A 19610-nucleotide genomic window follows, 5' to 3' on the forward strand; every position below is an offset into this window, starting at 1 on the left:
CTCAATTTAGCCATTGTCGACGTTTTCGACTTGCTCCACTGGCGAAGATACCGCAGAGCAGAGCCAATAGCGCTACCCCGGCGCCAATGACGAACCATTGTTGCTGGTCGGTCAGCAGGCGCGGCAGCGGACTGCTGGCCTGGGCTTCCTTGAGTTGCAGCTTCAAACGCTGGTTCTCCTGGCGCAACCGGGCCAGCAGCGGGCTTGCGCGTTCGCCATCGGCAGTTTGCAATTGTTTGTTCAGATCTTCCCGTTGCCGTTCGCTTTCTTTCAAGCGTTGTTGCAGCTCGGTGATCTGGCTGCCGGCGCTCAAGGAAAGCGGCGTCGAATTGCCACCCTCGACTTGTTCTTCACCGTGGGCGGGCGCCCCGATCGACAACGTGACCAACATCAGACACAACGGACCCTTGCGCATCTCGACTCCTGATTCCAATACGAGTATTGGGCAAGTTGTCGGCCGGCAAACGAGAATAATGAGCGATTGAGAACGCGATGAACCGACAAGGTTCACCGCGTGGGGGCAGTTGAAAGAAGAAAGTTACGGAAGGACTTGCTTGAACGGCTTGACCAGAACGTTGGCGTAGACGCCCGCGGCGATGTACGGATCGGCGTCGGCCCAGGCCTGGGCGGCGCTCAGGGAATCAAATTCGGCAACGATCAGGCTGCCGGTGAAACCCGCCGCGCCCGGATCATTGCTGTCGATCGCCGGGTGTGGGCCGGCCAATACGATGCGACCTTCGCCCTTGAGCACTTGCAGGCGCTCGAGGTGTGCAGGCCGTGCGGCCAGGCGGGCTTCCAGGGAGTTGGCGACGTCTGTGGCAATGATTGCGTAAAGCATGTCAGTCCTCGGTTTTTGGCGTTGTGGTGTCGGCATCGTGCAGATGGCGGGACAGGTAGATGCCCTGGCCGACCAGGAACAGCAAAGTCATGCCCAAGCTGCCGAAGACCTTGAAGTCGACCCAGTAGCTCTGGAAGGTGAACGCGACAAACAGGTTGGCGGCACCGCAAAACAGGAAGAAGACGATCCAGGCGATGTTCAGGCGCGTCCAGACCGGCTCCGGCAGGGTCAGCGCGTGGCCCATGATGCGTTTGATCAGCAGGCTGTCACCGACGAAGTGGCTACCGATGAATGCCAGGGCGAACAGCCAGTTGACCACCGGGGCTTTCCACTTCAGGAACGTCTCGCTGTGGAACGCCAGGGTCAGGCTGCCGAAGACCAGGCAGGCGATCAGGGTCAGCCACTGGCTCTTCTCCAGCTTGCGCTGTTTGATGAACAGTGTGCCGTAGACCACCAGGGAACTGACGATCAGCATCGCGGTGGCGCTGTAAATACCGCCTACAGTGACCTCATGGCCGGCGATGTCGACGACCCGTGGATCGATTTTGAAGACGATGAAAAACAGCAGGAGCGGGATGAAATCGATGAATTGTTTCACAGTGGCAGCCAGAAGCAGGATGTGGCGGCATAATAACAAACATATGGGCGCGCGATAGCGCCAGCTGATTTGAGGTTACAAAGCCCTGTGAATGTTGATTTGCACTGCCATAGCACGGCCTCCGATGGCGCCCTGGCGCCTGCGGTTCTGGTCGCGCGAGCGTTCGAGAAAGGCGTGCGAGTCCTGGCCTTGACCGATCACGACACCCTTGAGGGCCTCGACGAGGCCCGGCACGCGGCCACCGCGCTGGGGATGCAACTGGTCAATGGCGTCGAATTGTCCTGCACCTGGGGCGGCGCAACCATTCATGTCCTGGGCTACGGTTTTGACGTGAACGCCGCGCCGTTGGTCGAGGCCATCGCCAGATTGCATGATGGCCGCTGGCTACGCTCCGAGGAAATCAGCCGCAAACTGGCGCTCAAAGGCATGCCGGGGGCGCTGGATGGCGCTCGGGAGATCCAGCAGGAGCTGGGCGACAGCGGTAACGCGCCGGCCCGCCCGCATTTCGCCGACTGGATGGTGCGTGAAGGTTTCGTCAAGGATCGCGCCGAGGCGTTCCGCAAATGGCTGGGCGCCGGCAAGCTGGGCGACGTCAAGCAACACTGGCCGACCCTGGAAGAAACCGTCGAAACCCTGCGCGCAGCCAAGGCCTGGGTCAGCTTGGCACACCCATGGCACTATGAATTCACGCGCAGCAAGCGACGTCGTCTGATTGCCGACTATATTCAAGCAGGGGGCCACGCCATCGAAGTGGTCAATGGTTACCAGCCTGCCGAGCAAGTGGGCAGCCTGGCCATTCTGGCCCGCGAGTTCGGTCTGCTGGTCAGCGCCGGCAGTGATTTTCATGGCCCTGGAGGCTGGTCGGAGATCGGTGAATACCGGCCACTCCCGGAGGATCTGCCGCCGCTATGGTGTCGATTCAAACATGACCCAGTTATTGCCGCCGTCTGAACAGGTAGAGAATGTGAGTCAATTTTTCCAGATTCATCCGGAAAACCCGCAAGCGCGCCTGATCAAACAGGCAGTCGAAATCATCCGCAAGGGCGGGGTGGTGATTTATCCCACGGACTCTTCCTACGCCATAGGTTGCCAGATCGGCGACAAAGTGGCCGTGGAGCGCGTTCGGCGCCTGCGACAGCTGGATGAAAAGCACAACTTCGCGCTGATCTGCAGCGACCTGTCGCAACTGGGCCTGTTCGCCAAGATCGACACCGGCACGTTCCGTATTCTCAAGGCCCATCTGCCGGGACCGTATACCTTCATTCTCAACGCCACCCGCGAAGTGCCACGGCTGTTGCTGCACCCGAAAAAACGCACCATCGGCCTGCGCGTGCCGAGTCATCCGATTGCCCTGGCACTGCTGGAACAGCTGGGTGAGCCGCTGATGAGCGTGACCCTGATCATGCCAGGCGATGAAGATCCTTTGAGCGACCCGCACGAAATGCGCCAGTTGCTCGAACACCAGGTCGATCTGATCATCGACGGCGGTTTCGGCGGGATCAAGGCGTCCACCGTGATCAACCTCGCCGACGGCGAGCCGGAAGTCATTCGCGTTGGTTGCGGCGACCCTGCGCCGTTCATGGTCGAGGCCTAGATGTCCGCAGTAGAACCCGTCGACAGTCAGGCCGGAGCCCAGCAGGAGCTGCCCTTCGCCATGGTCTATGGCCAGGCGGTCATGGAAATGCCGCTGGACCTGTACATCCCGCCGGATGCCCTCGAGGTCTTTCTCGAGGCGTTCGAAGGCCCGCTCGACCTGCTGCTGTACCTGATCCGCAAACAGAACATCAACATCCTCGACATCCCGGTGGCGGAAATCACGCGCCAGTACATGGGCTACGTCGAGTTGATGCAGTCGGTGCGCCTGGAGCTGGCCGCCGAGTACCTGGTGATGGCCGCGATGCTGGCCGAGATCAAGTCGCGGATGCTGCTGCCACGGGCCGAAACCGTCGAAGACGAAGAGGAAGACCCGCGCGCCGAACTGATCCGCCGCTTGCAGGAGTACGAGCGTTTCAAGGCTGCCGCCGAAGGCATCGATGGCCTGAGTCGCGTTGGCCGTGATGTGGTGGTGCCCAAGCTTGACGCCCCGGAAGCTCGGGCGCGCAAGCTGTTGCCGGATGTGCGCTTGTCAGAGCTGCTGTTGTCCATGGCCGAGGTGTTGCGCCGTGGCGACATGTTCGAAAGCCATCAGGTCAGCCGCGAGGCGCTGTCGACACGCGAACGCATGAGCGATGTGCTGGAGCGGCTCAAGGGCGGCGGTTTCGTGCCGTTTGTCGAGCTGTTCACCGCTGAAGAAGGGCGCCTGGGGGTGGTGGTCACCTTTATGGCGATCCTCGAGCTGGTCAAGGAATCCCTGGTCGAGCTGGTGCAGAATGAGCCATTTGCCGCGATCCACGTGCGAGCCCGAGCCGAATAACGAGTCGAAACATGAACCTGACTGAACCCCGTGATCTGGCACCCTTGCTTGAAGCCTTTCTGTTGGCCTCGGGAAAACCGCAATCCCTGGAAAGCCTGTTCGAACTCTTCGAGGAAGGCGAGCGCCCGGAACCGCCGGTCTTCAAGAAGGCCCTGACGATTCTCGCCAAGTCTTGCGATGGCCGCGCGTTTGAACTCAAGGAAGTGGCCTCGGGGTATCGCCTGCAAATTCGCGAGAAATTTGCGCCGTGGGTCGGGCGTCTGTGGGAAGAGCGCCCGCAGCGTTACTCCCGGGCCATGTTGGAAACCATGGCACTGATTGCCTATCGCCAGCCGATCACCCGCGGCGAAATCGAAGACGTGCGGGGCGTGGCGGTCAACAGCAACATCGTCAAGACCTTGATGGAGCGCGAGTGGATCCGCATCGTCGGTTACCGTGACGTGCCCGGCAAACCGGCGATGTTCGCCACCACCAAGGCGTTCCTCGATCACTTCAACCTGAAGAACCTCGACGACCTGCCGCCGCTGGCGGAACTGCGCGAGCTGGAACCGGATCCGGTGCTCGACTTCGACGACGCCCCCGTACCCGCCGGGCTGCAAGCGTTGGCCGACGCCAGCGCCGAGCCGGAAGAGCCGAAAGAAGAAACCAGTTTCCACACGCTGTTGCTGGAGCTGGACAGCATGGAGGAGGGGATCAAGACCGATTTCGACGACTTGTTGCGTGATGGGGCGTCGCCTGAGTTTGATTCGGAACAGTCGGTTATCGAGCCAGAAGTCGAAGCGGCACAGCCCGAGCCTGAACCGGAAGGCGAGCCTGAGCCTGGCATTGAACCGGAGCAAGAAGACGACATCCTCGGTGTTGCCGAAGCCCGGGAAAAACTGCTGGCCGCTGTAGCCGCCCTCGAACAACCGAACCCCGAGCCGGAACTGTCGGACGAAGAAGCTGAAGCCCGCGCCCTGGCCGAAGCCATCGAAGCCGAACGCCGCGAGTTCGAAGACTGATGCCAGAAAGGTGCGGACCACCGGTCAGCGGAAAAACAAATAACCTTGCCTTGATCAGCTAGTCTCTGATGCGCAAACGCCCTCATGCGCGTATGATTCGCGACCCTTCGGCGATCCCTTCGCCCAAGTACCCAGTTTTCAGACCACACCGGGAGGTGCCCAGATGAGTATCAAAGACCAGCAAGACGACCAGCCAATCGGCCCAGCAGGCGAAAAACTGCAGAAAGTCCTCGCCCGTATCGGCGTTGGCTCGCGCCGTGACGTGGAAGCCTGGATCAGCCACGGCCGCATCAAGGTCAACGGCAAAGACGCCACACTTGGCCAGCGCGTCGACATGCACGACGCCATCACCATTGATGGCAAGGTGATCAAGCGCGAAGAAGCCGCCGAGTCGGTGCGCCGCGTGATCATGTACAACAAGCCCGACGGCGAGATCTGCACCCGTGTCGACCCGGAAGGCCGTCCGACCGTGTTCGACAAGATGCCGCGCCCTAAAGAGGGTCGCTGGATCAACATCGGTCGCCTGGACATCAACACCACCGGTCTGCTGATGTTCACCACCGATGGTGAGCTGGCCAACCGCCTGATGCACCCTTCCTACGAAATGGACCGTGAATACGCGGTACGTGTGCGTGGCGAAGTCGATGACGAGATGATCGAGCGTCTGAAGGCTGGCGTTGTCCTTGAAGATGGCCCGGCCAAGTTCACCGACATCAAGCAGGCGCCAGGCGGTGAAGGTTTCAACCACTGGTACCACTGCGTGGTGATGGAAGGTCGTAACCGCGAAGTTCGTCGCCTGTGGGAATCCCAGGGCCTGGTGGTCAGCCGTCTGAAGCGCGTGCGTTTCGGTCCGGTATTCCTCAACTCTGACCTGCCGATGGGCCGCTGGCGCGAAATGAGCCAGTACGAAGTCGACATTCTGAGTGCCGAGGTCGGCCTGACGCCGGTCGCGATGCCGCAGATGAACGCCAAGAGCAAGGACAAGCTTGACCGGATGCAGCGCAAATCGTCGCGTCCGATGGCCAAGACCGAGCGTGTGCGTACCCTGCGTCCGGCCACTGGCGCAGCCGCCGCACCTGCCGCACCTCGTGCCAGCCGCGAGCCGCAGATCGAAGGCGAGCGTCCAGGCCGCAAGCCTGCTGCCCGTCAGGACGGCGAACGCGGTCCACGCACGCCACGTCCGGCCAACGGCCGTACTGAGCGTGGCGAAGGTCGTGGTACGCCGGTAGCCGATCGTCCGGCCGACACCAAGCGCCCGGCCAAGCCTGCACCGAAGCGTCCGGGGATCAAACTGGTCGACGGTGATGCGCCGTCGGGCAAGCGCCGTGGCGCACCGGCAGGTTCCGGTCAGCGTCCTGGCTTTGGTCGTCGTAAGCCGGAGTGAGGCAGTTGTAAGCTTCGAGCTGCAAGCGACAAGTAAAAAACGCCAACCTTCGGGTTGGCGTTTTTTTTGGTCTGGCTTTAGCGATGAGGTGTTTTCAAGGGCCTCTTCGCGGGCAAGCCCGCTCCCACAGGGGACGGAGTTGTTTGGTCGAAATGCGATCCATTGTGGGAGCGGGCTTGCCCGCGAAGACGTCAGCGGCAACACCACACTCTCCCGAATGGAAAACCGATGTTACGCCCTGTAAAGAAAACCTGACAAAATCCACCGATTAACCCCGTGGATTCGCCACTTCCTGGATGCCGTAAGAAAACGCTTACGCATCATCGCCTTCCTTCCTCATTCAAACCCTCTAGCCCGCTTGTTTCAACACTCCATGCAGGGTGTTATGCGCGCCATGCCTGTCGTGCAGGTGCATAACAAAAAGGAGGCGCAATGAACGCCGTATTCCATATCCATCTCTCTGCGAGGGGCGGTTTACCTGCCTTTCCCGTCGATGATCCGCAAGGATCTGACCCAATTTTTGCAGCCGCCCGAGCCTCTCGGGGCGGATACAGGCAATCCCGGCCATAGACACGCTTGTCCAGCGGGTCTGGCAGCAGGGGGTTACGGGTGTACAATGCGCCGCGTTTTACCTGTGACCTCCTGCGCATCTGCGCAAACCTCAAGGCTATCCGCCTTGTTCACTCCGTCGCGTCACGAGCGTGTCGGGTTCGATTTCGTCACAGATAAAAACAAACAGGTGACGCATGACCGTTGTAAATACGCTGAACTCCCGGTGCCTGCGCTGGGGTTTGATCGGTGCCGCTTAACGCCTTTCTTGAGCAGCAACGTCTACTGAACATCATCAAACCTTGCGTGAGACCCTTTTCATGAGTGGACAAAACCCGCAATCAGGCGAGCTGAAACGCGGCCTGAAAAATCGCCACATTCAATTGATCGCCCTCGGTGGCGCGATCGGTACCGGCTTGTTCCTCGGCTCGGCCGGGGTACTGAAATCCGCCGGCCCGTCGATGATCCTCGGCTACGCCATCTGCGGCTTCATTGCCTTCATGATCATGCGCCAACTGGGCGAAATGATCGTCGAAGATCCGGTGGCCGGCTCCTTCAGCCACTTCGCGCACAAGTATTGGGGCGGCTTTGCCGGCTTCCTGTCGGGCTGGAACTGCTGGATTCTGTACATTCTGGTGGGCATGTCCGAGCTGACTGCGGTCGGCAAATACATCCACTACTGGGCGCCGGACATCCCGACCTGGGTCTCCGCAGCTGCTTTCTTTGTGCTGATCAACGCGATCAACCTGGCCAACGTCAAAGTGTTCGGCGAGGCCGAGTTCTGGTTCGCAATCATCAAGGTCGTGGCAATCGTCGGCATGATTGCTCTGGGCAGCTACCTGCTGGTCAGCGGCAATGGCGGCCCGCAAGCAGCGGTCAGCAACCTGTGGTCCCACGGTGGCTTCTTCCCGAACGGCGTCAGCGGCCTGGTGATGGCCATGGCTTTCATCATGTTTTCCTTCGGTGGTCTGGAAATGCTCGGTTTCACCGCAGCCGAAGCCGACAAGCCGAAAACCGTGATCCCGAAAGCCATCAACCAGGTGATCTACCGGATCCTGATTTTCTACATCGGCGCCCTGGTCATCCTGCTGTCGTTGACGCCATGGGACAGCTTGCTGACCACCCTGAACGCCTCGGGTGATTCCTATAGCGGCAGCCCGTTCGTGCAAGTGTTCTCGATGCTGGGCAGCAATACCGCCGCGCACATCCTCAACTTCGTGGTCCTGACCGCGGCATTGTCGGTGTACAACAGCGGCACCTACTGCAACAGCCGCATGCTGTTGGGCATGGCCGAGCAGGGCGACGCGCCGAAGGGCCTGGCGAAGATCGACAAGCGTGGCGTGCCGGTGCGTTCGATCCTGGCCTCGGCCGCCGTGACCCTGATCGCGGTACTGCTGAACTACCTGATTCCGCACAGCGCGCTGGAACTGCTGATGTCGCTGGTGGTGGCCACCCTGGTGATCAACTGGGCGATGATCAGCTACTCGCACTTCAAGTTCCGCCAGCACATGAACAAGACCAAACAGACGCCGCTGTTCAAGGCCTTTTGGTACCCGTACGGCAACTACATCTGCCTGGCGTTCGTGTTGTTCATCCTTGGCGTGATGCTGTTGATTCCGGGGATCCAGACATCGGTGTACGCGATTCCGGTGTGGCTCGTGTTCATGTGGGTCTGCTACGGCATCAAGAACAAGCGCAGTGCTCAACGCGTGTTGAATAGCGCTGCCCCTGCTGTGAAGTAAGCGAGTCTGGTTTCAACGATCAACCCGGCCATGTGCCGGGTTGATTCTTTCTGGATTCATACAGGAAACTCAGAAACAGCCTACAACCGATGTTTTACTTTTTGTCTTAGTCTGCCTCTCCGAACACAAAGGAGGGGGGCGTATGGCCAGTCACAGCTACATGAGCATTACCGGAAAGCGTCAAGGTTTGATTTCTGCCGGTTGCTCCGGTCTTGATTCTATCGGCAACAAATGCCAGATCGGTCACCAGGATGAAATCATGGTGCTGGCTTATTCGCACGACATGCTCACGGGCAATGACGGTAGCGTGGCAGGTGGGCGTGGCAAGCACATGCCGATCATGATAACCAAAGGTATCGACAAGTCATCACCATTGCTGGCAAGTGCGCTGCATGAGGGTGAAGAAGTTGATTGCAAGATCAATTTTTATCGAACCTCTTCGGTTGGCGGCCAGGAACGATACTATTCAATCCATCTGTCAGGTGCGCGTATCGCTCATATCAGCTTGCAGGTTCCCCACGCGATTCGCATGAATGACGCTGAGCCGCAAGAGCTAGTGTCCATTCGTTATAGGGACATTTCCTGGGCGCATGTTCCAGGGGCTACCAGTGCCTATAGTTCCTGGGGGAATGAAGGTGAATGAGGACTCTTGCGATATTCATGATGTAACCAGATCGGCTTCCGATCTGGTTGCAGTTGGTTGCAGCATAGGCATGTCGCATATTCCTGATGGCTTTGCGCGACTTCGATTTGGCTCGATTGTCTCTGCCTATGTTGATGAAATAATTCAGGCGGTTGATGAAGGGGCTATTAGTGCGTGGCGAGCGGTGCAGGAAATAACAGCTGAATATGAGGACTTATCGGCGAAGGCGCGTTTCTATCTACAAAATGGTGTTGGGGTTGTGGCAGGGGTGATGCAGGTGAGGACAGGGGGCGCGATTGTCGTAGGCTCGACAGGGTTTGGTTCGATACCGGGCGGACTCATGGTTGGGCATGGAATTAATAATATCTACGAAGGTTTGGGGAATATTTATCGCGGGCCGAATGCTCCAGGCACGGTTGGGCCTGTTAGATATTTTTATAGGGATATGTTGGATGAAGAACGGGGGGACATGGTTTACTACTCAACGGACTTGTTTCTTTCTGTAGTTGGGGTGTTTAGGTCGGTGTCAAAGCCCGGTTCGGTGGAGTTGTTCAGGCGTGATCCAATTAATTACGAGCGAGCTTATCATCAAATGGGGAGATTGGCTTTGTCTTTTGAAGTGATGGTTGATGCTTTTACGATAGATTCGATACTTTCAGAGTAGGTTTCTTATGTGTGTAGTGAAGTGGTGTGATAGGGTGTGAGTTTCGCTTATATTACGCCACGCATTCTTGGGACATAGATTATCAAACCAAGAATGACGAGGATTATATATGTTGTCAGGTAGGTGGCGTCTAGGTGGTTTTCATCTATGTGAATTATTTTTCTTATTCCGAATACAATAATTCCAGCTGGTAGTCCAGAGCAGCCTAAAACTAAAAACGTCACTGAGATATAGTATCGAATGTTTTCAAAGTTCATTGATCATCATGTCCTGCTGATGTGAGCCACTAGATTAGTATGGCTATTCGAAACAGTTCAACGTTTCTTCACTAGGCTAAGAGCAATATTTGTAAATGAATTTGACTGGCAGCGAGGCCCGATGTTAGCGATTCGCCATGATGACCGCTATTGCGAACGTCATTCGCGGTATCCTGAACACCCTCGAATACGGACGCTTTTCCATGCTGGTCATTTCCAACAACGTGCATCTGCCGGATGCCGAGATCGAGTTGACGGCCATTCGCGCCCAGGGCGCCGGTGGGCAGAACGTCAACAAGGTCTCCAGTGCCGTGCACCTGCGCTTCGACATTCCGGCGTCGTCCTTGCCCGAGTTCTACAAGGAGCGGCTGCTGGCACTGCGCGACAGCCGCATCACCAGCGACGGTGTGTTGATCATCAAGGCCCAGCAGTACCGGACCCAGGAGCAGAACCGTGCCGATGCGCTGTTGCGGCTGACCGAGTTGATCCTCAGTGCCACCAAGGTCGAGAAGAAGCGCCGTCCGACCAAGCCGACCCTCGGCTCGAAGACCCGTCGCCTCGAGTCCAAATCCAAGCGCGGCAACATCAAGGCCGGGCGCGGCAAGGTCGATTTCTAAGGAGTGTCCCGCGCTTCGCGTTGCTTTGGTGCCTGCCGGTACAGGTAAAGGCTCAGCATCAATCCGCTCAAGGCAGCGAAGGCAGCAAACAGGAAGATCGAAGCGAAACCGAACCCGGCCGCAATCGCCCCGGCCAGCGGCCCGGTGATCCCCAGCGACAAGTCGATGAACAACGAATAGGCGCCGACGGCTGCGCCACGGCTGGACGCCGGCACCAGGTTGACCGCCTCAACCCCCAGTGCCGGAAACACCAGCGAAAAGCCGAAGCCGCTCAGCGCCGCACCCGCCAGAGCCCAATGGGCATCCGGTGCCAGCCACAGCAACAGCAATCCCAGGGTTTCCACCGACAGGCAGGCAATGGCGACACGAAAGCCGCCGAGGCGGTTGATCAGGTTGCCGAACAGCAAACGCGCGCCGATGAAACTGGCACCGAACAGGCTCAGGCACAGCACGGCGTTGTCCCAGTGTCGCGTGGCGTAGTACAGAGTGATGAAGGTGGCGATGGTGCCGAAGCCGATGGAGCCCAGGGCCAGGCCACAGCCGTGGGGGAACACCCGCCCGAGTACATGCATGAACGGCAGACGCTCACCGGCAACGATCGGCGCGGCGGTTTTCGGCCAGGCCAGCAGCAAGCCGAGGATCGCCAGCAACACAATACTCACCCCCATGCTCCACAAGCCCAGTTGATGGACGAGCAACACGCCCAAGGGCGCGCCGACCGCCAACGCGCCGTAGCTGGCGATACCGTTCCACGAGATGACTTTGGCCGTGTTCGCCGCGCCGACCCGGCCGATGCCCCAGCCAATCGAGCCCGAGCCCACCAGGCTTTCCGCGCTGCCGAGCACCAGCCGGCCGATCAACAGGCTGATCAGGCTCAAGGTCGGCAGGCTTTGGGTCCAGGCCGAGATCAGCATGAACACACCGCTCAAGCCGCAACCGGCCAGGCCATACATCACAGCCAGCTTGCTGCCCTTGTTGTCGATGATTTTCCCGGCATAGGGGCGGCTGAGCAGAGTGGCCAGGTATTGCACGCTGATCACCAGGCCTGCGATCACCGCGCCGAAGCCCAGGTCGCTGTGGACGTAACCGGGCAATACGGCCAGGGGGATGCCGATGTTCAGGTAGCCGATGAAGGTGAAAAGGACGATGGAAACAACTTGCAGCGTGACCGCCAGGGGGCGCTGGTTTTCAGGCATGGGTAAAGGTCCACGGTAAAGCGGGATAGATAGGCTGCTTATGATAGCGGTGTGGACGGTCGTAGGTTGTGAAAAAGTAAAACTATTTGCCGGGCGGCGTCATTCAGGTTTGGCGGGAGCGACCAGTTGCGTGGTGACCAGGGCGGCCAGCGCATTTTCCTGGGTGCCGAAGCGGGCGAGCAAGGCGGCTTGTTTTTCGGGGGAGAGGCGATTCCAGATCTCGATCATTTTCTCGGCGGTGCCGATCAGGACGCTGGCCTGCGCTTCGCTGAATTCATCGGTCATGGGTAAAGGCTCTTTCAGGCAGTGTGGAAAGCGCATGTTAGCGCTTTCCACACGGTCTGTACGGCGGGTGTTTCAGTCTTCGCTGTCAGCCTGGCGGCTGCCAGTGGCTTCTTTCGGCTCGGGCTGTTGGGCTCCGGCTTGCTGCGTGGTCGTCTGCTCAGGTTCGTGCAGGCTTGGGAAGGGGAGATTAGGAATCTCGTGCATGGTTGCGCTCCTCGCTAAGTCTGTTGACAGATCTGGTAGATCCGCGCTTTAAAAAAAGCCTGGAAAGGATACAGCACTGAAAATGACAAACGGACTTTTATATCCATTTGTTTCGACGGGTGGGATTGTCTAGACATGACTGGAGGAGCGACACAAAACAAATGTGGGAGCGAGCCTGCTCGCGATAACGGAGTGTCATTCAACGGTGATGTTGACTGATAGACCGCTATCGCGAGCAGGCTCGCTCCCACAGGGGGCTTGCAGTGCCTGATGGTTACTTGCAGGCGCTGGCAATCGCCTCGGCCAGCAGATCCAGACGCGTGGCATCAATGCCTGCGACGTTGGCCCGGCCCGAGCTGACCATATACACGCTGTGGTTGTCCCGCAGGTTCTTCACTTGCGCAGGCGTCAAGCCGGTGTAGGAGAACATCCCGCGTTGCACGCCAATGTGCGCAAAGCGCTCGCGCAAACCGTGAGGCTCCAGCGCTTCCACCAGACCGCTGCGCAGTTGGGCGATACGCTGGCGCATGGCTTCCACTTCGTCGGCCCAGAGGTTTTTCAGCTCCGGGTCGCCGAGGATGGTCGCGACCACGGCCGCCCCGTGATCCGGTGGCGTCGACCACAGATTGCGGGCGATGTTGGCCAGCTGGCTGCGGATGTCGGTGAGCTTGTCGGCGGTTTTCGCGCAGACAATCAGCGCGCCGGTGCGATCGCGGTACAGGCCAAAGTTCTTCGAGCAGGAACTGGTGATCAGCAGTTCCGGCAACTCGGCGGCGAACAGCCGGGTCGACCAGGCATCCTGTTCCAGGCCATCGCCGAATCCTTGATACGCGAAGTCGATCAGTGGCAGCAGTTCGCGCTTGCGTACTACCTCCAGCACCCTCTGCCAGTCATCCTGGGACAGGTCGAAACCGGTCGGGTTGTGGCAGCAGGCGTGCAGCAACACCACGTCACCCTTGGGCGCTTCATTGAGTGCCGCCAGCATGCCGTCGACGTCGAGCCGGTTGTCACTGCCCACGTACGGGTAGTGGCTGACCTTGACCTTGGCTGTCGCAAAAATCGTTTCGTGGATCGGCCAGGTCGGGTTGCTCAACCATACGCCGCGCCCCGGCAGGCACTGGGCGATAAAGTCCGCGCTCAGGCGCAACGCCCCGGTGCCGCCCGGAGTCTGGGTGGCGCCGGCGCGTTGTGCGCTGATCAGCTTCGAGTCGGCGCCCAGCACCAACTCATTGATCGCTTTGCCGAACGCCGGCTCGCCATGACCACCGATGTAGGTCTTGGTGGACTGGCGATCCACCAGGCGTTGCTCGGCAAGTTTCACCGACTGGAGAATCGGCGTCAGGCCCTGGGCGTCTTTGTAGACACCCACGCCCAAATCGAACTTGCGCGGGTTCGGGTCCTGCGCGTAGGCCTCCATCAGGCCGAGGATCGGGTCGCCAGGTACTCGACCGATGGCGTCGAAATGCATTACTTGCGCCCCTCAGCGTCCTTCGCCACTTCGTCAGTGCGCGCGGCCATGATGAAGTCGTTGCGGTGCAGGCCCTTGATCGAGTGGCTCCACCAGGTCACGGTGACTTTGCCCCACTCGGTCAGCAGGCCCGGGTGGTGGCCTTCGGCCTCGGAGATTTCACCGACGGCGTTGGTGAACGCCAGGGCGTGCTTGAAGTTCTTGAACAGGAAGACCTTTTCCAGCTGCATGATGCTGTCACGTACTTCGATGTTCCAGTCCGGGATCTGCTTGATCAGGATCGGCAGTTCTTCGTCGCTGACTTGTGGGGCGTCAGCGCGGCAGGCTTCGCAATGGGCTTGAGTTAATGCGGTCATGATGTGTTCCTGAAATCGAATGTTGGGAAATCGGCCCTCAGTGCTACCACGCTAATCCAAAGCGATGGATTCTGACAGGCTCACTTGATTCTAAAAGCGGCGGATCACGCGGCTTTTGGTTTTGGCGGAAATTTCGGTGCGTGCAGACCCATCTGCATCGCTTGCTTGACCATGCCCATGATGTCTTCGTGAGCGAGGTCGAACAGACGCTTGAGATTTGGCAACGCGAAGTACAGTGGCTGCAAGATGTCGATGCGGTAGGGCGTGCGCATGCATTCCAGCGGATCGAACGCCTGATGCTCAGGCTCGTCCGACAGGCAATACACGGTCTCTTTCGGAGAAGACAGAATGCCGCCGCCGTAGATGCGTTGGCCTTGCGGGGTGTCGACCAGGCCGAATTCGATGGTCATCCAGTACAGGCGCGCCAGGTACACGCGTTCTTCCTTGGTCGCCTTGAGGCCGAGCTTGCCGTAGGTGTGGGTGAATTCGGCGAACCACGGGTTGGTCAGCAGTGGGCAGTGACCGAAGATCTCGTGGAAAATGTCCGGCTCTTGCAGGTAGTCCAGTTCTTCGCGGGTACGAATGAAGGTCGCCACCGGAAACTGCTTGCTGGCCAGCAATTCGAAAAAGGTCTGGAAGGGAATCAGTGCGGGAACCCGGGCAACCTGCCAGCCGGTGGTTGCACCGAGGACCTTGTTGATTTCGCCGAGTTGAGGAATGCGGTCGTGGGGCAGACCGAGTTTTTCGATACCGTCCAGGTACTCCTGGCACGCACGCCCTTCGATCACCTTCAGTTGACGAGTGATCAGCGTGTTCCACACCGCGTGTTCTTCGGCGGGGTAGTCGATAAAACCTTGCGCATCGGGCTCGCGAGCCACGTATTGCGTCTGCTTCATGCTGCTCTCCTGCTAGGGGATTTCGTTCTTGTTATGTACTGCTATGGACCTAGAAATACCCCAAGGATTGCACTGTTGCAGCAGGTGGGCAGCGACACGCGTAGGAAAAAACCGTAAATTTCGTAAAGATTTCGTTACGAATTGATCGCGATCGCGCAGCTATTGAGATTTCCCGGTTTGAAAAACGCTTTGCCTGTCACATAATCTTGACGACTATCTGAGCGCCTCAGCAGAAATTATCCCTGCGCACCTTACTCACCGTTTTTTCAGGCCATTCATATGCGTATCAAAGTCCACTGCCAGAACCGCATCGGCATCCTGCGCGACATTCTCAATCTGTTGGTGGAGTACGGGATCAACGTGGCCCGCGGTGAAGTGGGTGGTGAGCATGGCAATGCCATCTACCTGCATTGCCCGAACCTGATCAACATTCAGTTCCAGGCCTTGCGTCCGAAATTCGAAGCGATTGCCGGGGTCTTTGGCGTCAAGCGTGTAGGGCTGATGCCCAGCGAGCGTCGGCACATGGAGCTCAATGCACTGCTCGGTGCGCTGGAATTTCCGGTGCTGTCGATCGACATGGGCGGTTCCATCGTCGCGGCCAACCGGGCAGCGGCGCAGTTGCTCGGGGTGCGGGTCGACGAGGTGCCGGGGATTCCCCTGTCGCGCTACGCCGAGGATTTCGATTTGCCGGAACTGGTGCGCGCCAACAAGTCGCGGATCAACGGGCTGCGGGTCAAGGTCAAGGGTGACGTGTTCCTGGCCGACATCGCGCCACTGCAATCGGAGCATGACGACAGCGAAGCCATGGCCGGTGCGGTGCTGACATTGCACCGCGCCGATCGGGTGGGCGAGCGCATCTACAACGTGCGCAAGCAGGAATTGCGTGGCTTCGACAGCATCTTCCAAAGCTCGAAAGTCATGGCCGCCGTAGTGCGCGAAGCGCGGCGCATGGCGCCACTGGATGCGCCGCTGTTGATCGAAGGGGAGACCGGCACCGGCAAAGAGTTGCTGGCGCGGGCCTGCCATTTGGCCAGTCCTCGTGGGCAGTCGCCGTTGATGGCGCTCAACTGCGCCGGTCTGCCGGAGTCCATGGCCGAAACGGAATTGTTCGGTTACGGCCCGGGTGCCTTTGAAGGGGCGCGAGCCGAAGGCAAGCTCGGGCTGTTGGAGCTGACGGCGGGCGGCACACTGTTTCTCGATGGCGTCGGGGAAATGAGCCCGCGCTTGCAGGTGAAATTGCTGCGCTTTTTGCAGGACGGCTGCTTCCGCCGTGTGGGCAGTGATGAAGAGGTCTACCTCGACGTGCGAGTGATCTGCGCGACCCAGGTCGACCTGTCCGAATTGTGCGCTCGCGGCGAGTTCCGCCAGGACCTCTATCACCGCTTGAACGTGTTGTCGCTGCACATCCCGCCGTTGCGCGAATGCCTCGACGGCTTGACGCCGCTGGTGGAGCACTTCCTCGATCAGGCCAGCCGGCAGATTGGTTGCCCGTTGCCGAAACTGGCCCCGACAGCCATGGAGCGGCTCAGCCACTACCGTTGGCCGGGCAACGTCCGGCAACTGGAGAACGTGCTGTTCCAGGCGGTTTCCCTGTGCGACGGCGGCACGGTCAAGGCTGAGCATATTCGCCTGCCGGATTATGGCGTGCGTCAGCCCCTTGGCGATTTTTCGCTGGAGGGTGGGCTGGACGAGATCGTCGGGCGTTTCGAGAAGGCGGTGCTGGAGCGGCTGTATTCCGAGCATCCGAGCAGTCGGCAACTGGGCAAGCGGCTCGGGGTTTCGCATACCACCATTGCCAACAAGTTGCGTGAATATGAGGTTGGCAAGACGGAGTCTTGACTGAAATTTGCGACGTATGTGCCGGCCTCTTCGCGAGCAAGCCCGCTCCCACATTTGGAATGCGTTCCCCTGTGGGAGCGGCGGTGCGGCGATCCGACTTGCTCGCGAAGGCGATAGATCAGTCACTCAAGAGGCCGGCACTTGCCACCCACCGGCATGACACCGCCGGTTTTTCGTCTCTGATACAAATCACCAATCCCCCCTGAATCCCCCAAGTCCCCTGTTTGCCGGGCCTCGCGCCGCCAAAAACAAGTTGGTCTGCAAATTGCTTATGGCTCAGCAGTACAGCAGTGGGCGGCAAACGTCCGGCAGGCAGAGGAAAGAGTGTGGACAAGTACCTTTATGTGGCAATGACCGGCGCCAGCCAGAATGCACTGGCGCAAAAGGCGCATGCCAACAACCTCGCGAACATCTCCACCAACGGCTTCCAGAAAGACCTGGAGCAGGCCCGTTCGATGCCGGTGTTCGGTGACAGCTTTCCGGCGCGAGCGTTTGCCATGTCCGAACGCCCGGCCACCGATTTTTCCCCGGGCTCACTGGTGGAAACCGGTCGCGACCTCGACGTTGCCGTGCAAGGCAACGGCTGGATTGCCGTACAGACGCCCGATGGCGGTGAAAGCTACGTGCGCACCGGCAGCCTGAACGTTGACGCCCTGGGCGTGCTGCGCGCCGGCAACGGCATGCCGGTCATGGGCAATGGCGGGCCGATTGCCGTGCCGCCGGAGCAGCAGATCGAAGTTGGCGAGGACGGCACCATCAGCATCCGCGCGATGGGCGAAGGTCCCCGGGTGATGGCTGAAGTCGACCGCATCAAGCTGGTCAACCCAGACCTCAAGAACATGACCAAAGGCCTGGATGGTTCGATCCACACCAAGGACGGCCAGCCGGCGCAGGCCGATGCCGGCGTCAAGCTGGTGTCCGGGTTCCTCGAGTCGAGCAACGTCAATGCCGTGGAAGAGATGACCTCGGTTCTGGCTTTGTCCAAGCAGTTCGAGCTGCACATCAAGATGATGAACACCGCCAAAGACGATGACCAGGCCATGGCTCGGGTCTTGCAGATTAGCTAATTACCAGAACGTCGCGCCGTAAAACAGGCGCACGAGGAGAATCGAATGCTTCCGGCTCTATGGGTTGCCAAGACAGGTCTGTCCGCCCAGGACACCAACCTGACCACCATTTCCAACAACCTGGCCAACGTGTCGACCACGGGTTTCAAGCGTGACCGCGCCGAGTTCCAGGACCTGCTCTACCAGATCAAGCGCCAGCCAGGCGCCCAGTCGACCCAGGACAGCGAACTGCCGTCGGGTCTGCAACTGGGTACCGGTGTGCGCATCGTCGGCACCCAGAAAAACTTCACCGCCGGCAGCCTGCAAACCACCGAGCAGCCACTGGACATGGCCATCGACGGTCGCGGTTTCTTTCAGATCCTGCAACCGGACGGCACCACGTCCTACACCCGTGACGGTACGTTCCACCTGGACTCCAACGGCCAGATCGTCAACGCCAGCGGCTTTGCCCTGGAGCCGGCGATTGTCATTCCGAACGACGCGCAGACCTTCACGGTCGGCCGCGACGGCACCGTGTCCATCACCATTGCCGGCAACCCGGCTGCCCAGGTGATCGGCAACCTGCAAACCGCCGACTTCATCAACCCGGCCGGCCTGCAGGCAGTGGGCAACAACCTGTTCCTGGAAACCGCCGCCAGTGGCGCGCCGCAAGTCGGCACTCCGGGTCTGAACGGTTTCGGCACCACGCTGCAGAACACCCTGGAAACGTCCAACGTCAGCACCGTTGAGGAGATGGTCAACATGATCACCACCCAGCGCGCCTACGAGATGAACTCCAAGGTGATCTCCACCGCCGACCAGATGCTCTCGTTCGTAACGCAGAATCTGTAATCAAGTCTATGGGGCGGCCATGAGGCTGCCTGCTACACCGTGAGGTAGGGTCATGAATCGCTATGTATCTGTACTGGCACTGAGTGGGATCACCGCGCTCGCAGGTTGCGTGCCTGCGACGCCCAAGCCCAATGACCCTTACTACGCGCCGGTGTTGCCGCGCACGCCGTTGCCGGCGGCGGCGAACAACGGTTCGATCTATCAGGCCGGCTTCGAGCAGAACCTCTACGGCGACCGCAAGGCGTTCCGGATCGGTGACATCATCACCATCACCCTGAACGAAAGGACCCAGGCCAGCAAAAACGCCAACTCGCAAATTGGCAAGAACAGCAAGGCCAACATCGGCCTGACTTCGCTGTTCGGCAGCAGCGCCACCACCAACAACCCGTTCGGCGATGGCGACCTGAGCCTGAGTGCCAGCTACGAAGGTGACCGCGCGACCAAGGGTGACAGCAAGGCGGCGCAGGGCAACACCCTGACCGGTTCGATCACGGTCACCGTCGCCGATGTGTTGCCCAACGGCATCATCGCGGTACGCGGCGAGAAGTGGATGACCCTCAACACCGGCGATGAGCTGGTGCGGATTGCCGGCCTTGTTCGCGCCGATGACATCTCTACCGACAACACCGTGTCGTCGACCCGTGTCGCCGATGCGCGCATCACCTATTCGGGCACCGGTTCGTTTGCCGATGCGAGTCAGCCAGGCTGGTTCGACCGTTTCTTCCTCAGCCCGTTGTTCCCTTTCTAGGTGGCTTTCCAGTT

The 19610-nt window shown here is 59.5% G+C and carries 22 protein-coding genes; 13 read left to right on the forward strand and 9 right to left on the reverse strand.

What is annotated here, in order from left to right; genetic code table 11:
• Window position 1: 1 nt before the first annotated feature.
• The 3 genes from KGA85_RS16060 to KGA85_RS16070 all read right to left on the reverse strand — a co-directional run bounded on the left by KGA85_RS16060 (window position 2) and on the right by KGA85_RS16070 (window position 1436).
• On the reverse strand, window positions 2-415 hold the full coding sequence (locus KGA85_RS16060; protein WP_223533300.1) for a translation initiation factor 2: 414 nt from the start codon (window positions 413-415) through the stop codon (window positions 2-4).
• Window positions 416-538: 123 nt separating this feature from the next.
• Window positions 539-838, reverse strand: a complete 300-nt coding sequence (locus KGA85_RS16065) for a YciI family protein (RefSeq protein ID WP_057715934.1) — start codon at window positions 836-838, stop codon at window positions 539-541.
• A gap of 1 nt (window position 839) precedes the next feature.
• Window positions 840-1436 (reverse strand): septation protein A, encoded by a 597-nt coding sequence (locus KGA85_RS16070; protein ID WP_223456422.1) that lies wholly within the window; start codon window positions 1434-1436, stop codon window positions 840-842.
• Window positions 1437-1523: 87 nt separating this feature from the next.
• Between KGA85_RS16070 and KGA85_RS16075 the strand changes: the two genes are divergently transcribed.
• The 9 genes from KGA85_RS16075 to arfB all read left to right on the forward strand — a co-directional run bounded on the left by KGA85_RS16075 (window position 1524) and on the right by arfB (window position 10706).
• Window positions 1524-2387, forward strand: coding sequence for a PHP domain-containing protein (locus KGA85_RS16075; RefSeq protein ID WP_046037738.1), 864 nt, complete (start codon window positions 1524-1526; stop codon window positions 2385-2387).
• A 13-nt stretch (window positions 2388-2400) separates the two neighbouring features.
• On the forward strand, window positions 2401-3030 hold the full coding sequence (locus KGA85_RS16080; protein WP_223456423.1) for an L-threonylcarbamoyladenylate synthase: 630 nt from the start codon (window positions 2401-2403) through the stop codon (window positions 3028-3030).
• Window positions 3031-3090: 60 nt separating this feature from the next.
• Window positions 3091-3849, forward strand: coding sequence for a segregation and condensation protein A (locus KGA85_RS16085; protein ID WP_172435389.1), 759 nt, complete (start codon window positions 3091-3093; stop codon window positions 3847-3849).
• Between the two features lie 11 nt (window positions 3850-3860).
• The gene (gene scpB / locus KGA85_RS16090) at window positions 3861-4850 is read left to right on the forward strand and encodes an SMC-Scp complex subunit ScpB (RefSeq protein WP_223456424.1); all 990 of its coding nucleotides are present in this window, start codon (window positions 3861-3863) and stop codon (window positions 4848-4850) included.
• Window positions 4851-5013: 163 nt separating this feature from the next.
• The gene (rluB, locus tag KGA85_RS16095; protein WP_223456425.1) at window positions 5014-6234 is read left to right on the forward strand and encodes a 23S rRNA pseudouridine(2605) synthase RluB; all 1221 of its coding nucleotides are present in this window, start codon (window positions 5014-5016) and stop codon (window positions 6232-6234) included.
• 869 nt (window positions 6235-7103) lie between these two features.
• Window positions 7104-8525: an amino acid permease gene (locus tag KGA85_RS16100; protein WP_223543220.1), complete on the forward strand. Its 1422-nt coding sequence runs from the start codon at window positions 7104-7106 to the stop codon at window positions 8523-8525.
• Between the two features lie 142 nt (window positions 8526-8667).
• A complete protein-coding gene (locus tag KGA85_RS16105) occupies window positions 8668-9168 on the forward strand; it encodes an Hcp family type VI secretion system effector (protein WP_223533303.1) in 501 nt (166 codons plus the stop codon).
• Window positions 9155-9832 carry a DUF4225 domain-containing protein gene (locus KGA85_RS16110; RefSeq protein WP_223533304.1) on the forward strand — a complete coding sequence of 226 codons (678 nt, stop codon included), beginning with the start codon at window positions 9155-9157 and terminating at the stop codon, window positions 9830-9832. The genes KGA85_RS16105 and KGA85_RS16110 overlap by 14 nt, the downstream gene beginning before the upstream one ends.
• Window positions 9833-10292: 460 nt before the next feature.
• Window positions 10293-10706, forward strand: a complete 414-nt coding sequence (gene arfB, locus KGA85_RS16115) for an alternative ribosome rescue aminoacyl-tRNA hydrolase ArfB (RefSeq protein WP_008021374.1) — start codon at window positions 10293-10295, stop codon at window positions 10704-10706.
• Here arfB and KGA85_RS16120 read toward each other — a convergent pair.
• The 6 genes from KGA85_RS16120 to phhA form a co-directional block, all read right to left on the reverse strand.
• On the reverse strand, window positions 10703-11902 hold the full coding sequence (locus KGA85_RS16120; protein ID WP_223456426.1) for an MFS transporter: 1200 nt from the start codon (window positions 11900-11902) through the stop codon (window positions 10703-10705). The genes arfB and KGA85_RS16120 overlap by 4 nt on opposite strands.
• A gap of 99 nt (window positions 11903-12001) precedes the next feature.
• A complete protein-coding gene (locus tag KGA85_RS16125) occupies window positions 12002-12187 on the reverse strand; it encodes a hypothetical protein (RefSeq protein WP_223456427.1) in 186 nt (61 codons plus the stop codon).
• Window positions 12188-12259: 72 nt separating this feature from the next.
• On the reverse strand, window positions 12260-12391 hold the full coding sequence (locus tag KGA85_RS31155; RefSeq protein WP_256590294.1) for a hypothetical protein: 132 nt from the start codon (window positions 12389-12391) through the stop codon (window positions 12260-12262).
• Between the two features lie 274 nt (window positions 12392-12665).
• Complete coding sequence (locus KGA85_RS16130) at window positions 12666-13859, reverse strand: amino acid aminotransferase (RefSeq protein ID WP_223456428.1); 1194 nt, start codon at window positions 13857-13859, stop codon at window positions 12666-12668.
• Window positions 13859-14215, reverse strand: a complete 357-nt coding sequence (locus KGA85_RS16135; RefSeq protein WP_046037728.1) for a 4a-hydroxytetrahydrobiopterin dehydratase — start codon at window positions 14213-14215, stop codon at window positions 13859-13861. Before KGA85_RS16135 ends, KGA85_RS16130 begins: the two co-directional genes overlap by 1 nt.
• A gap of 104 nt (window positions 14216-14319) precedes the next feature.
• On the reverse strand, window positions 14320-15111 hold the full coding sequence (gene phhA / locus KGA85_RS16140; protein ID WP_223456429.1) for a phenylalanine 4-monooxygenase: 792 nt from the start codon (window positions 15109-15111) through the stop codon (window positions 14320-14322).
• Between the two features lie 279 nt (window positions 15112-15390).
• On the opposite strand from phhA, the gene KGA85_RS16145 reads away from it, so the two are divergent.
• From KGA85_RS16145 to flgH, 4 genes are all read left to right on the forward strand, one after another.
• Window positions 15391-16950 carry a sigma-54-dependent transcriptional regulator gene (locus KGA85_RS16145; protein ID WP_223456430.1) on the forward strand — a complete coding sequence of 520 codons (1560 nt, stop codon included), beginning with the start codon at window positions 15391-15393 and terminating at the stop codon, window positions 16948-16950.
• Window positions 16951-17276: 326 nt separating this feature from the next.
• Window positions 17277-18017: a flagellar basal body rod protein FlgF gene (locus KGA85_RS16150; protein WP_223456431.1), complete on the forward strand. Its 741-nt coding sequence runs from the start codon at window positions 17277-17279 to the stop codon at window positions 18015-18017.
• 45 nt (window positions 18018-18062) lie between these two features.
• Complete coding sequence (gene flgG / locus KGA85_RS16155; RefSeq protein ID WP_015096282.1) at window positions 18063-18848, forward strand: flagellar basal-body rod protein FlgG; 786 nt, start codon at window positions 18063-18065, stop codon at window positions 18846-18848.
• A gap of 52 nt (window positions 18849-18900) precedes the next feature.
• The gene (gene flgH / locus KGA85_RS16160; protein WP_223456432.1) at window positions 18901-19596 is read left to right on the forward strand and encodes a flagellar basal body L-ring protein FlgH; all 696 of its coding nucleotides are present in this window, start codon (window positions 18901-18903) and stop codon (window positions 19594-19596) included.
• Window positions 19597-19610: the final 14 nt, after the last annotated feature.

The organism is Pseudomonas sp. GL-B-12, assembly GCF_019955895.1.
Lineage (GTDB): Bacteria > Pseudomonadota > Gammaproteobacteria > Pseudomonadales > Pseudomonadaceae > Aquipseudomonas.

Excerpts from the sequence above, each read along its gene's own strand:
- KGA85_RS16060 (WP_223533300.1), bottom strand. The coding sequence starts at position 415 with ATGCGCAAGGGTCCGTTGTGTCTGATGTTGGTCACGTTGTCGATCGGG.
- KGA85_RS16065 (WP_057715934.1), bottom strand. The coding sequence starts at position 838 with ATGCTTTACGCAATCATTGCCACAGACGTCGCCAACTCCCTGGAAGCC.
- KGA85_RS16085 (WP_172435389.1), top strand. The coding sequence starts at position 3,091 with ATGGTCTATGGCCAGGCGGTCATGGAAATGCCGCTGGACCTGTACATC.
- scpB (WP_223456424.1), top strand. The coding sequence starts at position 3,861 with ATGAACCTGACTGAACCCCGTGATCTGGCACCCTTGCTTGAAGCCTTT.
- rluB (WP_223456425.1), top strand. The coding sequence starts at position 5,014 with ATGAGTATCAAAGACCAGCAAGACGACCAGCCAATCGGCCCAGCAGGC.
- KGA85_RS16100 (WP_223543220.1), top strand. The coding sequence starts at position 7,104 with ATGAGTGGACAAAACCCGCAATCAGGCGAGCTGAAACGCGGCCTGAAA.
- KGA85_RS16105 (WP_223533303.1), top strand. The coding sequence starts at position 8,668 with ATGGCCAGTCACAGCTACATGAGCATTACCGGAAAGCGTCAAGGTTTG.
- KGA85_RS16110 (WP_223533304.1), top strand. The coding sequence starts at position 9,155 with ATGAAGGTGAATGAGGACTCTTGCGATATTCATGATGTAACCAGATCG.
- arfB (WP_008021374.1), top strand. The coding sequence starts at position 10,293 with ATGCTGGTCATTTCCAACAACGTGCATCTGCCGGATGCCGAGATCGAG.
- KGA85_RS16120 (WP_223456426.1), bottom strand. The coding sequence starts at position 11,902 with ATGCCTGAAAACCAGCGCCCCCTGGCGGTCACGCTGCAAGTTGTTTCC.
- KGA85_RS16125 (WP_223456427.1), bottom strand. The coding sequence starts at position 12,187 with ATGACCGATGAATTCAGCGAAGCGCAGGCCAGCGTCCTGATCGGCACC.
- KGA85_RS31155 (WP_256590294.1), bottom strand. The coding sequence starts at position 12,391 with ATGCACGAGATTCCTAATCTCCCCTTCCCAAGCCTGCACGAACCTGAG.
- KGA85_RS16130 (WP_223456428.1), bottom strand. The coding sequence starts at position 13,859 with ATGCATTTCGACGCCATCGGTCGAGTACCTGGCGACCCGATCCTCGGC.
- KGA85_RS16135 (WP_046037728.1), bottom strand. The coding sequence starts at position 14,215 with ATGACCGCATTAACTCAAGCCCATTGCGAAGCCTGCCGCGCTGACGCC.
- phhA (WP_223456429.1), bottom strand. The coding sequence starts at position 15,111 with ATGAAGCAGACGCAATACGTGGCTCGCGAGCCCGATGCGCAAGGTTTT.
- KGA85_RS16145 (WP_223456430.1), top strand. The coding sequence starts at position 15,391 with ATGCGTATCAAAGTCCACTGCCAGAACCGCATCGGCATCCTGCGCGAC.
- flgG (WP_015096282.1), top strand. The coding sequence starts at position 18,063 with ATGCTTCCGGCTCTATGGGTTGCCAAGACAGGTCTGTCCGCCCAGGAC.
- flgH (WP_223456432.1), top strand. The coding sequence starts at position 18,901 with ATGAATCGCTATGTATCTGTACTGGCACTGAGTGGGATCACCGCGCTC.